Source organism: Brevibacterium siliguriense, from assembly GCF_900105315.1.
GTDB lineage: Bacteria > Actinomycetota > Actinomycetes > Actinomycetales > Brevibacteriaceae > Brevibacterium > Brevibacterium siliguriense.
In genome coordinates this window covers 3,577,923-3,590,989 of sequence record NZ_LT629766.1, presented here as the reverse complement: position 1 = coordinate 3,590,989, position 13,067 = coordinate 3,577,923, and the positions used below count along the sequence as shown (strand labels likewise).

Sequence of the window (13,067 nt, the reverse complement as noted above, 5' to 3'; positions counted from 1 at the left end):
CGAGCGACACGAGACAAGGAGACCGTCATGGTCAAGTACCTCATGCTCAAGCACTATCGGATGTCGAGCGACCTCATGGACTACACCCCGATGGATCAGTGGAGTCCCGACGAGGTCGACGCGCATATGGCGTACATGAACGCCTTCGCCGACAAACTCAAGGACTCCGGCGAATTCGTCGACTCCCAGGCACTCTCGCCCGAGGGCACCTTCGTCCAATCCGGCGGACCGGGCAAGCCCCCGGTCACCGACGGTCCCTTCCCGGAGACGAAGGACCTCATCGCCGGGTGGATGGTCATCGACGTCGAGAACTACGACAGGGCTCTCGAACTCGCCGGTGAGCTGTCCGCCGCACCGGGCAAGGATGGAGAGCCGATCAACGAATGGCTCGAACTGCGCCCCTTCCTCGACCACGCACCCAGCGTGGACGAATGATCAGGGACGCGTACGGAGTCCGCGATGATCGATCCGGATCCCCTCGCCGAGGCGGAGCTGCGTGAGCTCGTCCCCGCCGTGATCGGCATCCTCGTCAGTCGTGGAGCAGACTTCGCGACCGCCGAGGATGCCGTTCAGGACGCCCTCATCGAGGCCCTGCGCTCGTGGCCGTCGGACCCGCCCCGCGACCGGCGGGGCTGGCTCGTGACGGTGGCGTGGCGGAAGTTCCTCGACATTGTGCGATCTGAAGGATCGCGGATGAAACGCGAGGAACGGGTCATGGCCGCCACGCTCGCCGAGCCCGAAACCTCGGCCGAACCCGGGACGGACGGCGTCCCGAAAGCCGATGACACCCTCTACCTCGTGTTCAACGAAGGCCACTCGGGCGATGTCGACCTCGTAGCCGAGGCGATCCGGCTGACCCGCAGCCTGCGGGCGATGATCGACTCCGCCGAGGTGGACGGACTGCTCGCCCTGATGCTCCTCAACCACGCCCGCCGCGACGCCCGTTTCGGTCCGGACGGACGACTCATCGCCCTGGCCGATCAGGACCGCATCCTGTGGAATCGACGGCTCATCGTCGAGGGCATCGAGATCCTGCAGGCCGCCCTTGGTCGGGATGAACTCGGCCAATATCAGGCACAGGCCGCCATCGCGGCACTCCACGCTGATGCACAGACGGTCGAGGACACCGACTGGGTGCAGATCGTTCAGTGGTACGACGAACTTCTGGCCCTGCGAGATACCCCGATTGTGCGACTCAACCGTGCCGTGGCCGTCGGGGAAGCCGACGGACCCGCGGCGGGCCTGGCGGAACTGCAGGGCCTGGACAAGAGCCTGCCGCGCTACTTCGCCGTCGAAGCGCACCTGCGCGAACGGACAGGGGAGTCACAGCGGGCCGCCGAGCTCTACGTACGAGCCGCCGAACGGGCTGGCAGCCTCGCCGAACGCGCCCATCTCAACCGGCAGGCGGCACGCGTTCGGTCGTGGCAGGGGCATCGACCGTGACCGAGACGTCGATGACGGCGGTGATCACGGTCTCGGTGGACCGCCTCGGCGAGCGAGGTTGATCACTCCTGTCGGCAGAAGACATTTGTCAGCGCCGATGGCGGACTACGATCGAAGGGAGCCTTCAGCTCACCAATCCATGACAGCGATCCCGTCACCGGGGTCCGTTCCCGATGACGAAAGAGGCCGAACCCGTTTGAGCCACATGCAGGAGTTCTTCCGCATCCCACCGGGCGAACGCGACCATATTCCCGCGTTCCGCATCGCCCTGGGAGTCGCCATCCCGCTTCTCGTGCTGCTCGGAATCGACCGCCTCGACCTCGCCGTCTATGCCGCTTTCGGCGCCTTCACCGGCATCTACGCGCGCTTCGAGTCCCCACGATCGCGGACCAGACGCCAGTCGATCGCTGCCGCCGTCCTCGTCGTCTGCGTGGGCATCGGCGCCCTGCTCAGCAGCCTCGGAGCTTCGGTTTGGGTGCTCGTCGTCATCACCTCACTCGTGTCCGGTGCGGGTGCTGCCATCGCCCTGCGCTTCCGGCTCAAACCCGGCGGGTCGATCTTCTTCATCTTCGCCACCGGAGCCGTCGGATCCATTCCGGGCGGCGCATCGGTGCCGGTGGCAATGGGTGTGGCGGCCGCCTCGGCGCTGGTGTGCATCGGTCTCGGAGCGCTCGCCCACTATGCCGGCGAACGCATGCCTCCGGAGAAGGAGACCTATGTGCGGGTCGGGCTGTCACCGGTGGGCAAGGCTGATCTGGCAGCCCACGCCGCCCGATTCACGATCGCCCCGTTCATCGCCGGAGTTCTCGGCACCCTGCTCATCGATGTGCTCCCGCTTCTGTCCCACAGCTATTGGGCGATGGTCGCAGCGGTCGCACCGATCACTCCGCCCGGTCGTTCGGCCCGTCTCAAGCGCGGCGTCCACCGGGTGGTCGGAACCCTGCTGGGCGTGATCGTCACAGCGTTCCTGCTGTCGTTCCCCACCGAGGCGTGGCAGCTGGTGGTGTGGGTGATCCTGCTGCAGTTCCTCGCCGAGATCTTCGTGCTGCGCAACTATTCGGTGGCTCTGCTCTTCATCACCCCGTTGGCCCTTCTTATGACCCAGATCGGCAGCCCCCACTCGGTTCCAGAGCTGTTGGCCTCGCGTGCCATCGAAACCGTCATCGGCGCAGTTGTCGGCATGCTCGTCGTCATCGTCGGGTTCAGCAGTGTGAAGAGGACGCGCGCTGAAATCGATTCCTCGCCGCACGCCGATGACGATGACTGACTTCAGCAGCGGGTCCTCGGCTCACACCGATGTGCGCATTCGGCGCCCGCGCGGATCCAGTGGTCGCCTCCGCAGGATGGGCGATGAACGAAACACTGTCGTATATCGGTATCGAGAACCCTGACCAGCGCAAACGTGCCATCGAGATCGGCGAGCGCCTCGGCGTGCTCCGCGACTACCCGACACCTCCCGGGTGCACTTCACCCTTCGCCCCGACCTGGATCACGGAGATGGTGGCCCGCAACGCGGCGAAGTGAGTTGGGGTGCCGCGTCTACATCTCTGGGTGGCTGGTGTGGAAGTCTGTGGCCTGCTGGAAGGCGTGACCGGCGGCCAAGACCAAGGGCTCGGTGAAGTCACCGCCGACGAGCTGGGCGGCCAGGGGAGTGCCCCGGTCGGTGAACCCTGCGGGCAGGGTGATCGACGGCATTCCGCAGTTGTCGATCGGAGCCGTCGGAATCGTGACCGCGGCGAACAGCTTCTGGTCGGATCCCAGATTCGCCATCTGTGCGATCGTCGGCGAACCGACGCCGATTCCCGGCAGCAGGAGCAGATCGATATCGGCCATGAGCGCGCGCATGCGGCCGATGAAGTCCCGCCGTGATTCGAGCAGCCGGTGGTAGTCGACGGCGGTCAGTCCGCGTCCGACCTCGATGAGACCGGATAGGTCGGGTCCGTATTCGGCGGCCCGTGAGGGATAGGTTTCGGCGTGGACGCCGGCGGTCTCGACCCCGCACAGAGCCGTCCATTCTTCGGCCGCAGCCTCAAAACCGGGAGTCTCGACCTCGAGTACCCGCCATCCCAGGCCGGTCACTGTCTCGATGGTGTCCTTGAGCATCGCATTCGTCGCAGCGTCGAAGTGCTCTTCGGCCAATGCATGGTCGAAGCCGACTACAGGGGCTCGATCGAGGAGCAGCTGCTGGGGATAGTCGGGCACAGGTTCGAGCGATGAGGTGGGATCGGCAGGATCGTGTCCGGCGATGGCTTGCAGCACGATTGCCGCATCGCGGGAGCTGCGAGTCATCGGCCCGATGTGGTCGAGGCTGGGCGCAAGAGCGAAGATGCCATGGCGGGAGACTCGGCCCCAGGTCGGTTTGAGTCCCGTGACGCCGTTGGCCGAGGACGGCAGGCGGATCGACCCGCCGGTGTCTGAGCCGAGAGAGGCGAAGCAGAGTCCGGCCGCGGTAGCCACACCGGATCCCGATGAAGAGACTCCCGACCAGGTGTCGGCATCCCAGGGGTTGACCGGTGTCGGCAGGTCCGGATGATGGCCGGTGAACGCACCCTCGGTCAGGCGCAGTTTGCCGAGGATGACGGCTCCGGCGGACCGCAGCCGGGCGACGACGGTGGCATCGAAGTCGGGGCGGAATTCCGCATGGATCGTGGTGCCCGCTCCCGTCGGTGCATCGTGGGTGTTCGCGAGGTCCTTGACCGCCACGGGGACACCGTGCAGATCGCCGAGCCAGTTCCCCCGGGCCAGCAGCGAATCGGCGCGGTCGGCCTCAGCGCGTGCGGATTCGGCCATGACTGTGGCGAAGGACTGCAACCGGGGCTCGAGGTGCTCGATGCGCTCGAGCATCGCCTCGGTGACCTCACGGGAGGACAGCTGCCTGGTTCGGATGAGAGTCGAGACTTCGTGGAGTTCGAGGAACGGGATCTCGCTGGTCGTCGGTGTGGTCATCATGCCTCCTTGCATCGGTTCCCATCACCCTATCCGATGCCCTCGTCCCCCTTAATTGCTACGTGACGGCGGCGCAGCAACCTGGCGCCAGGTTGCTGCGCCGCCGTCACGTAGCAATTAAGGGGTGGTGGCGGCTACTGTGGCGGCCAGCTCCGTGGCCTTTTCCAAGTGGGCGTCTGTGACCTCGCCGGTGAACACGAGCGGATCGAAGGCGAGCTTCCAGCCCAGACCCGTCGTGATCTGCTTCATCGCGGTCTCGGCCCCGGTCGTGTCATAGCCGCCGTGGATCCAATAGGAGAACGGCCTGCCTGCGGTCGGTTCGCGCACTGCGTCATAAGTGGTGTCGAAGAAGTGCTTGAGGGCACCGGAGATATAGCCGAAGTTCGCGGTCGTGCCGAGCACATAGGCATCGGCGGCGAGCACATCTTCGGCGCTCGCCTCCAGAGCCGCACGGACGGTGACGTCGATGTCGCCGAGCTCTGGCATGCGCAGTCCGGACTCGGCCGCCTCGGCGATCTGTGCGGTCGCAGCAGACGGGGAATGATGGACGAGCAGAACGTTGACCATGCCCCCACCATAGACCTCTGCGAGCGCCAGGTCAGCTGTGTACTGTCGAAGGCGGACCTTGGCGGTGAGACTTAAGTGGGTTCAGAGTGCACATTTTCTGCGTGAGAATGGCAATCTGGACCCACTTAACTGGGAGACGGGGCGGATCCCATGTCTATGGTGGAGCCATGGCAGTCATCTTCGACCCCCTGCGCGGACGCGTGCGTCCGGAAGCCAGTCACTCCGACGCCGAGATCGTCGACGTCCTCACCAGGCAGCACGCGACCTCAGACTGGGCGGTGCTCACCGGGGCGGGGATGAGCACGGACTCCGGCGTCCCCGACTACCGCGGACCGGATTCCCCGCCGCGGAACCCGATGACGATCCAGACCTTCCTCTCACACCCCGATCAGCGCGCCAGATACTGGGCACGGTCATGGATGGGTTGGCCGCGGATGCGCAGCACCCGACCCAACCGGGCCCACCTCGCCCTGGCCGGGCTGTCCGTGGCCGGGATCATCACCCAGAACGTCGACGGTCTCCACCAGGCTGCCGCCGAGGCGGTCGCCGCCGCCCGTGGCAACGGTGCCGGAACACCGGCGCCGAGTTCCGTCATCGACCTCCATGGCAGCCTCGACCGGGTGATCTGTCTGAGCAATGGGCACCTGTTCGACCGCGATCGGGTGCAGCGGAGGCTGAGCGAACTCAATCCGGCCTTCGCCGCGGAGGTCGGCATCGATCCGATCGACGTCGAAACCGCACCTGACGGCGACGTCGAACTCGAGGACACCGCCGGTTTCATCGTTCTCGATTGCCCGGAATGCGGCGGGCTGCTCAAGCCCGATGTCGTCTACTTCGGCGATTCGGTCCCGGCAGCCAGGGTCCAGGACGCCAACCGGATCGTCGACGACGCCGCAGGCCTCGTGGTGCTCGGGTCCTCGCTGGCCGTGCTGTCCGGTCTGCGGTTCGTCCGGACTGCAGCGAAGGAGGGCAAACCCGTCGTCATCGTCACCGACGGGCCGACCCGCGGAGACGAGCTCGCCGATTTCCGGTCGATCTCTCGCGTCGCCGACTTCGTCACCGCGTGGGCAGACCGGTGAGGCGATCGGGCGGCGAGTGGGCCCGGCATCCAGGGGAGTCCAAGCCGAGGATGGAAGACTGAGCAGCATGAGAGACAATCTGGCTCGCGCCGAACGACTGCGCCTCGTCGACACCGCCCGCCGCGCCGGCGACGACGCCCCCACGCTCTGTGAAGGATGGACGGTCAGGGACCTGGCCACCCACCTTGTCATCCGCGAACGTCATCCCCGCGCTGCCGCGGGTATCTTCATGTCGAAGTTCGCCGACCGTCTGCAGGCGAAGGAAGACGAGTACGCCGAGACGCCGTTCAGTCGGCTGCTCGGTCTCGTCGCCGCTCCTCCGAAGTGGACTCCAGGTGCCCTGCCGGGAGTGGAGTCCGTGATGAACACGACCGAGTTCCTCGTCCACCACGAAGACATCCGCCGGGCCGCGATCGAATGGATTCCGCGTCAGCTGTCGAAAGCAGAGACCGCGACCGTCTGGGCCCAGACGAAGGTTGCGCTCCTCCCGTACGCAGCGAAGGCGAAGGGGCCGGTGACGATCGCAGCACCGGGCTTAGGGTCCCGCACTGCGGGGAAGAAAGGCAGCGGCCGGGCCACGACGATCACCGGAGCACCGCTCGAGCTGCTTCTCTACCTCATGGGACGTGCTGACCATGCACTCGTCGACGTGCGCTGAACGTCGGGAAAACCCCATCCAGGTCGGGGGATTGGTCCCTGTCGGCGGCAGGTGAAGTGTTCCTAGGCTGGTGTCAACAGCCGATACCAAGGAGACCAGCACCATGAACGCAGCACCCACCCCGACCCCCGATCAGTTCGACCATCCCTCCACCGGACAATACGCCCACCCGTCCACCGGACAGTACGAGACACCACAGAGCTACCCGACGCAGCACCGCTATAGCCAGCGCGCCGAGGAGGATCCGGGCAAGGTGCTCGGCATCGTCTCGCTCGTGGCAACCCTGTCGACCTTCCTCGGATTCAACTTCATCGGGCCCGTCATCGGCATCATCACCGGTCACATGGCGCGCAAGCGTTCACAGGAAACCGGTTTCGGAGACAACGAGATGGGCAAGTGGGGATTCCTCCTGGGCCTCGTCTTCCTCGGACTCCTCGTCCTCGGATGGGCTCTCGGAATCTCCTTCGGAATCGTCGGCGGCCTGGCCAGCCTCATGGCCGCCTGAACCCGGCCGAGCGACAGCTGAGGGCCGACCCGATCGGGTCGGCCCTCTAGCGTTGTCAGAAGCTGTTGTCAGAAGCCGCTGTCGGACGCCGTCGTCAATAGCCGACCCACGCTCCGCGTTCCTGGTCGAGCACTCGCGGGTGCAACAGCGTCGAGGCTTCGACCTTGCCCACTGACGAGCGATCGCGGTCCGGTGGGAAAGTCGTCGAGACGGCGAGCACCTCGGCGGTGGCGAATCTCAGGTCTTGCGGGGCATCCTCGGGCACAGTCACCTCGGGGCCCTCTCCACCGAGGTCTGCGAGGAAATAGCCCCAATCGCCGAAGCTGGGAACATCGACGTGATACGGAGTCGTCGACAGCCCCGCCTCGGTGACGGCCTGCCCGATGCCCCAGTAGGCCTCAGGAGCGAAATACGGGGATCCGGCCTGGACGACGAGACGAGCCTCCGGCGACATCACCTGGCGGATGAGCCCATAGAACTCGATGCAGTAGAGCTTCGACGTCGCCACATCATCCGGGTCGGGCAGATCGGCGATGACCGCGTCATAAGCCGAATGCTGCGCCTCCCGCAGCCACGTGAAGGCATCGGCGGCGATCGTCTTCACTCGCGGATCGTCGAGCGAATCATCGTTGAACTCGGTGAAATGCTCCGAAGTCTTCGCGAGCTCCAACACCTTCGGGTCGAGGTCGACCAGGGTGATGGACTCGACATCGGGGTACTTGAGAATTTCGCGCACGGCCAAGCCGTCACCGCCGCCGAGGACGAGGACATTGCGGCGCGGACCGTTCAGCAGCGGATGGACGAGGCTTTCGTGATAGCGGTACTCATCGGCCGAAGCGAACTGCAGATCCCCGTTGAGGAACAGCCGCGTATCACCGGTCCGCTTGGCCTCGGTGAGCACGATCTCCTGATAGTCCGAGCGCTGCGAATACACGATCGGATCCCGGTAGAGACGCTGCCGGGCGGTGACTTCGATATCGTCGGTGTACACCCACACCGCGGTGAGTCCGCCGAGGATGACGACGAGCAGGCCCGCCAACATGAGCTGCGCGGTGCGAGTGAGTTCAGTGCGGAAGAGCCAGAGGACGATGAGGATGCCCACCAGAGCATTCGTCATCCCCACCGCCAGCGCACCGCGCGGCAGACCGAGCAGTGGCAGCAGGAGGAAGGGGAACGCGAGTCCGCCGACGAGTCCGCCCACATAGTCGGCGGCGAAGAGGTCGGCCACCGCGCTCGAGGCCTTCTGGGCGCGGATACGTTGGACGAGCTCCATGAGCAGAGGGATCTCCGCGCCGATGAGGGCGCCGATGACGAACGCGAGGACCACCATGGCGACGGTGTAGACGTCGGCGAAGGCGAACGCGAGGTAGAGGAGGATGACGGAGAGCCCGCCGATGATGCCCAGAGCCGCCTCGATGAGTGCGAAGGAGACCGCCGCGAACCCGGTCAGCCGCTTGGTCGCGAGCGATCCGATGCCCATCGCGAAGACCATGACGGACAGGACGATGGAGGCCTGGACGATGGTGTCGCCGAGCAGATAGGAGCCCAGGGCCACGAGCGCGAGCTCGTAGACCATTCCGCAGCTCGCACAGATGAACACCGCGAGCAGGACGAAGAACCGGGCCGGACCCGGACGCATCGGCAGGGTGATGGGGCGGGCCGCCTCGGCGGTGGTGCCGGTCGGAGGGGTCCCGGCCGAAGCCGAACCGGATTCGTCAGCGGTACTCAAAGGAGGGCTGCGGCCATGATGCCCGCAATGCCCAGGTGAGCGGTGGCGTTGACCCAGACCTCGGGGTGCATCTGTGAGGAGTTGATGATGTCGCCTGTCCTGCCCGGGGTGAGCATACCGATGAGCAGGAAGCTCACGGCCATGAGGATGATGCCGACGATGCCGAAGACGAGGGTGGACAGGATGCCTGCGGCCAGATCATCGGAACTGGCGCGGATGGCGGCGATGACGATGATCGCGACTCCGGCCAGGTCGGAAGCGACGAGGACCGCGGCATTGCGCGACTTCTGCTCCCACAAGATGACGTGGAGTTTGCCCGGAGTGAGCAGGTCGACGACGAAGTAGCCGATGACCATGAGGAGGAGACCACAGCCCGCATAGGAGAGGACGACTCCGGTTTCGAAGAGAAGGTAGTTCAGAAGCATGTCTGCCTTTCGCTGTGCCTATTTTCCGGTGCCCGGTCCGCCGCCGCGGAAGCCCGAGCCGTCGCCGTAGTTCGATCCGCCGCCGGAGAAGAACGGGAGGAAGAAGAATCCGCCGCCTCCGGATCGGGACGTGTCGCAGCCGACGTAGTCATAGCTGCTGCCGTTCTTCTCGTAATCGCCCTTGCCGGGGTTCGAGACGTATTGGCCGTTCGAGAGGTCATAGTCACCGCAATTCGCCGCCCCGGAGGACCCGCAGCTGCGGAAGACATTGCCGAGGACGACGAGGACGATGACGATTCCGATGATCGTTCCGCATCCGAAACGCCGCGGTTTCCGCCCCGAGCCGCCACCGGGCCGATGGGGCCCGCCGGGCCGCTGCGGACCGTTCCCGCCGCCGTTGTTCGCACGATCGAAGTCGAAGGAGCCTCCGCTCATCGAGACGTTCGGTCCCTGGCTCATGTCGACCTCCTCAATTCGCTGCTGCTGTGGACGATCTCCTGATGCTGCGGGTAGCAGTGCCACGACTGCCACGCGATCAGTTCGGACTCAGCGCAGATCAGCGACAGCGCCGTCAGCGCTCCGGGCTGACCGGGGAACACGACCGAGAGGTGGTCGTCAGCGGTACGGGCACGGTCGGCACTGATGGTAAGCACCTCGGCGGCAGCGGTCGGGAAGTCACCGCGGACTTTCGTGCGGGTCGCGGTGAACCGATGTTCGGTGAAACCGGCCCACCGGCCGCGGCGGACGTCCTCGTGGTCCCACTGCGGTCGTGACGGCGAAGGACCGTCGGCATTCTCGCCGAGGCAGGCGAAGGTCTCGATGAACGCATCGTTGGTGCGCTCAACCAGAATCGCCTGGTGGGAGGAGCCGATGACGGTCAGAGTGAGGGTCAGCCGAGGTGCCGCCTCGGTGCCGGTGGACACTTCGATGCTGCGGGAAGCCAACGGGGCGATCCGGCCGTGGTCGAGGCTGAGCCGCAGCGCCTCGGCACTGGTGTCGGTGAAGGGTACATCGAGCGGGCGGGGGAGGGTGAGCATCAGCTGCCGGAGTAGATGGTGAAGGAACCGGTCGGGATGGTCTCCCCGGTGCTGACTTCCCAGCGTCCGTGGTCGAAGCGCTCGAAGGCGAGCAGGCGGCCGTCGCCGGATTCGTAGTCGACATAGTCGACTCCGCCTTTCTCGTTCAGCCCCGTGGTGCCTTCGGACCGGTAGGAGGCGGTGCCGTGTTCGACGAGGTCGTAATCGGTGCCGTCGACGGTGATGGTCCGTGCCTTCGGCTCGATGTCGAGGTCGGGGCGGTCGCGCCAGCGGGCGACCTGCACATCGGGGTCACGTTCGACGCTCAGCCACATGCGGGTCGCCGAGGCATCGGCCTGGAAGAAGTGCTCGGCCCAGTCGTAGCCGCCCTCGGAGATGCGCAGAGTCCCGCGGACGAAGAACTTCTCATTGCCGAATTCCAGGAGGTCACCGGCCTTGATGGTTTCCGGGTCGCCGCCGGTGTTCTGATCGGCGGCGAAAGGGTCGCGCGGGGCGGCCGGCTGCTGTGACTGCTCCTGCTGCTTCTGTGTCTTGTTGGTACGTGTTCGGATGACGAGCACGGTCACGAGGACGACGACGATGAAGACGAGGACGGCGATGAGGAGTTCTGAAGGCACGACGGTCTGCTTCGTTTCGGTGGCCGGACGGGTCTTCGACAAGTCTAGTCGACCGGGCGCTCAAGCGCGGCTGGACACGTCCTTCTTCTCGAGTGCGGTCATCGTATCGGCTACGAAGAACCCGAGATCCCGATTGAGCGCGAGCATCGGCTCGTTGTCCGTCGCCGTGTACGTCTGCACCCATTCAGCCGAGGTGGTCGCCGCGACCGCGGGCAGCTGGCGCAGGTTCGCGACCTTGAGCGCGCGACTGATTCCGCGCCCCCGATAGGCACGGTCGACCAGGGTGTCCTCCTGGATGACGATCTGCGGATCGTGGGAGGAGACCATGATCTCCGTGTAGCCGACGGCGAGTTCGCCCACATGCGCCATCGAGCTCACCAGGGTCCAGCCTTGTTCTTCCATCCGCTCCTCGTGGCTGCGGATCGCCGCGGTGCTGGCGTGGCTGGCGGTGCGGGTGAGATCGCCGATGGGCACGTCCTCATCCATCTGCTCCCGCAGCTGAGTCCAGGCTTCCAGCACCTCTTCGGGGCAGGCCCCAATCCACGAGGTGACCGAGAAGTCCGGGTCCTCCCTGATCACGGGCACAACCGTCGACGCGCCCGAATCCTTGTACCGATTCGCATCGGCCTCCAGATAGGCAGGCAGATCGAGCAAAAGCCGGTGCTCTTCATTGCCGACGCTCATCCCGTGCGCCTGCGCGAAGGCGACACCTGCCGGGCAGTAGGTCTCGGTCTGCACGATCGCCGAGGCTCGGTCACTCTCACACAGGAACTGTGCGGCCGCCTCGGCGAGGGCTGTGCCGAAACCCCGTCGACGGTGATCGGTGAGAACACCGAGTTCGATATCGGTCGGATTTTCGGGAGAAAGGCTGATCTCGACACCGCCGATGATCTCCTCGCCGAGGCGGCCCACCAGGGCGATGTCCTGCCCTCCGGGGCGCGGGTTGGCGAATTGGGTCAGCGTCGTCTCGGCGCTGCGCCACCAGGCGGCGGTGCGATCGTGCGTGTAGGCGGTGCGCATGACGTCGTTCCATGTCAGCAGTGCAGACTCATCGTCGGCAGCGATGCGAGTGATCTGAATCTCAGACATAGTGAAAGTCGATCACGGCAGGTACCGGTTTTCAAGGACACCGATACCCGGTTTCAGGACTGCCGGGGCCCGTCGGGGTCGTCGGTTCCGCTGGGACCGTCGGGTCCGTCCCGGCCCTCAGCGGGTCCGCGGTCGCGTGGATCGGTGGGGTCCGCCTCGGCGTGGGGATCGTGTTTGGGCAGGCGGGAGCCGATATGCGAACCGGGGGTGTTCATCACCCGGTAGACGAGGAAGGCGCCGACGCTGAAGACGACGATGATGCACAGAGTGAGGAAGATGATCGCGCCGAGTCCGGGCTGCATCATTTCGCCATTCGACGGCGGTCGAAGTAGTTCGCGAACCGGGCCTTGAAGGACCCCATCCCGATCGATCCGCCCACGCGCACGAGGGGGCGACGGCCGGTCGGCACCGCATCGACGACTGATTTCACGCTGCCCCAGGTCTTCGACAGCTGGTCGACGTTGACGGCCCAGTCGTCCGGGATGACGACGACGACCGCACCCATTCCGGCGATGATCTCGACTTCGATGACCTCGAGATCGGTCTCGACCTCGAGGAAGTTCAGTTCGATGTTCGACATCGACGGCTCGCAGCGAATGTAGGGCGGGACGAACCATCTGGCGCGGCGGACCTCGGATTCCCAGCCCGCCTTGATGACGAGCGGATCGAATCGATCATGGCCTTGGATCGCCATCGCGCGACCGGCGGCGGGGGCGACCGCTGAAGCGGGGCGGAAGCGATCGGAGGGCAGTTCGGTGGTGAGGTCGGAGAGCACCTCGTCGAGGTCGATGGGGAACTTCGCGGACTGGACCTTCTCCATCCGCTCATCGAGCTCGTCGACGGTGATCCGACCGTCGCCGGCGGCTTCGCGCAGCATCTCGATCGCTTCGTCGCGCTCCTTGTGGCCGATGCGGAAGGTCTTCGCGGGGTCGTTCTCGTCGGGGGAGGGGGTGGCTGAGCTCATGATCTCTA

At 65.6% G+C, this 13,067-nt stretch carries 16 protein-coding genes and 1 pseudogene; 7 read left to right on the top strand and 10 right to left on the bottom strand.

What is annotated here, in order from left to right; all coding sequences use genetic code 11:
* Nucleotides 1–27: 27 nt before the first annotated feature.
* The 4 genes and pseudogenes from BLU88_RS16150 to BLU88_RS16135 all read left to right on the top strand — a co-directional run.
* The gene (locus BLU88_RS16150) at nucleotides 28–435 is read left to right on the top strand and encodes a YciI family protein (RefSeq protein WP_092017582.1); all 408 of its coding nucleotides are present in this window, start codon (nucleotides 28–30) and stop codon (nucleotides 433–435) included.
* A 24-nt stretch (nucleotides 436–459) separates the two neighbouring features.
* Nucleotides 460–1,443, top strand: coding sequence for an RNA polymerase sigma factor (locus BLU88_RS16145; RefSeq protein WP_092016201.1), 984 nt, complete (start codon nucleotides 460–462; stop codon nucleotides 1,441–1,443).
* A 205-nt stretch (nucleotides 1,444–1,648) separates the two neighbouring features.
* Nucleotides 1,649–2,710: an FUSC family protein gene (locus BLU88_RS16140; RefSeq protein WP_231939741.1), complete on the top strand. Its 1,062-nt coding sequence runs from the start codon at nucleotides 1,649–1,651 to the stop codon at nucleotides 2,708–2,710.
* A gap of 77 nt (nucleotides 2,711–2,787) precedes the next feature.
* Nucleotides 2,788–2,967 (top strand): annotated as a pseudogene (locus BLU88_RS16135) (DNA alkylation repair protein); the annotation flags it as partial.
* Nucleotides 2,968–2,982: 15 nt separating this feature from the next.
* Here the strand turns inward: BLU88_RS16135 and BLU88_RS16130 are convergent.
* Nucleotides 2,983–4,389, bottom strand: a complete 1,407-nt coding sequence (locus tag BLU88_RS16130; RefSeq protein WP_231939468.1) for an amidase — start codon at nucleotides 4,387–4,389, stop codon at nucleotides 2,983–2,985.
* Nucleotides 4,390–4,506: 117 nt separating this feature from the next.
* Nucleotides 4,507–4,956 (bottom strand): flavodoxin family protein, encoded by a 450-nt coding sequence (locus BLU88_RS16125; RefSeq protein WP_092016193.1) that lies wholly within the window; start codon nucleotides 4,954–4,956, stop codon nucleotides 4,507–4,509.
* A 167-nt stretch (nucleotides 4,957–5,123) separates the two neighbouring features.
* Here BLU88_RS16125 and BLU88_RS16120 point away from each other — a divergent pair, with 167 nt between their 5' ends.
* The 3 genes from BLU88_RS16120 (at nucleotide 5,124) to BLU88_RS16110 (ending at nucleotide 7,198) form a co-directional block, all read left to right on the top strand.
* Nucleotides 5,124–6,035: a Sir2 family NAD-dependent protein deacetylase gene (locus BLU88_RS16120; protein WP_092016190.1), complete on the top strand. Its 912-nt coding sequence runs from the start codon at nucleotides 5,124–5,126 to the stop codon at nucleotides 6,033–6,035.
* Nucleotides 6,036–6,102: 67 nt separating this feature from the next.
* The gene (locus BLU88_RS16115; protein WP_092016187.1) at nucleotides 6,103–6,693 is read left to right on the top strand and encodes a TIGR03085 family metal-binding protein; all 591 of its coding nucleotides are present in this window, start codon (nucleotides 6,103–6,105) and stop codon (nucleotides 6,691–6,693) included.
* Between the two features lie 103 nt (nucleotides 6,694–6,796).
* The gene (locus tag BLU88_RS16110; protein WP_092016184.1) at nucleotides 6,797–7,198 is read left to right on the top strand and encodes a DUF4190 domain-containing protein; all 402 of its coding nucleotides are present in this window, start codon (nucleotides 6,797–6,799) and stop codon (nucleotides 7,196–7,198) included.
* A 94-nt stretch (nucleotides 7,199–7,292) separates the two neighbouring features.
* Here the strand turns inward: BLU88_RS16110 and BLU88_RS16105 are convergent, their stop codons facing one another.
* From BLU88_RS16105 to BLU88_RS16070, 8 genes are read right to left on the bottom strand one after another with little or no spacing between them, the layout of a single operon-like run.
* Nucleotides 7,293–8,927 (bottom strand): polyamine aminopropyltransferase, encoded by a 1,635-nt coding sequence (locus BLU88_RS16105; RefSeq protein WP_231939467.1) that lies wholly within the window; start codon nucleotides 8,925–8,927, stop codon nucleotides 7,293–7,295.
* A complete protein-coding gene (locus tag BLU88_RS16100; RefSeq protein ID WP_092016181.1) occupies nucleotides 8,924–9,352 on the bottom strand; it encodes a DUF350 domain-containing protein in 429 nt (142 codons plus the stop codon). Before BLU88_RS16100 ends, BLU88_RS16105 begins: the two co-directional genes overlap by 4 nt.
* Before the next feature lie 18 nt (nucleotides 9,353–9,370).
* Nucleotides 9,371–9,811, bottom strand: coding sequence for a hypothetical protein (locus BLU88_RS16095; RefSeq protein WP_197678150.1), 441 nt, complete (start codon nucleotides 9,809–9,811; stop codon nucleotides 9,371–9,373).
* Nucleotides 9,808–10,389: a DUF2617 family protein gene (locus tag BLU88_RS16090; RefSeq protein WP_092016178.1), complete on the bottom strand. Its 582-nt coding sequence runs from the start codon at nucleotides 10,387–10,389 to the stop codon at nucleotides 9,808–9,810. Before BLU88_RS16090 ends, BLU88_RS16095 begins: the two co-directional genes overlap by 4 nt.
* Nucleotides 10,389–11,006, bottom strand: coding sequence for a DUF4178 domain-containing protein (locus BLU88_RS16085; RefSeq protein WP_092017576.1), 618 nt, complete (start codon nucleotides 11,004–11,006; stop codon nucleotides 10,389–10,391). The genes BLU88_RS16090 and BLU88_RS16085 overlap by 1 nt, the downstream gene beginning before the upstream one ends.
* Nucleotides 11,007–11,066: 60 nt before the next feature.
* Nucleotides 11,067–12,095 (bottom strand): GNAT family N-acetyltransferase, encoded by a 1,029-nt coding sequence (locus BLU88_RS16080; RefSeq protein ID WP_092016175.1) that lies wholly within the window; start codon nucleotides 12,093–12,095, stop codon nucleotides 11,067–11,069.
* A 53-nt stretch (nucleotides 12,096–12,148) separates the two neighbouring features.
* Nucleotides 12,149–12,400: a hypothetical protein gene (locus tag BLU88_RS16075; protein WP_092016172.1), complete on the bottom strand. Its 252-nt coding sequence runs from the start codon at nucleotides 12,398–12,400 to the stop codon at nucleotides 12,149–12,151.
* The gene (locus tag BLU88_RS16070; protein WP_167356903.1) at nucleotides 12,397–13,059 is read right to left on the bottom strand and encodes a DUF1707 SHOCT-like domain-containing protein; all 663 of its coding nucleotides are present in this window, start codon (nucleotides 13,057–13,059) and stop codon (nucleotides 12,397–12,399) included. The genes BLU88_RS16075 and BLU88_RS16070 overlap by 4 nt, the downstream gene beginning before the upstream one ends.
* Between the last annotated feature and the right edge of the window lie 8 nt (nucleotides 13,060–13,067).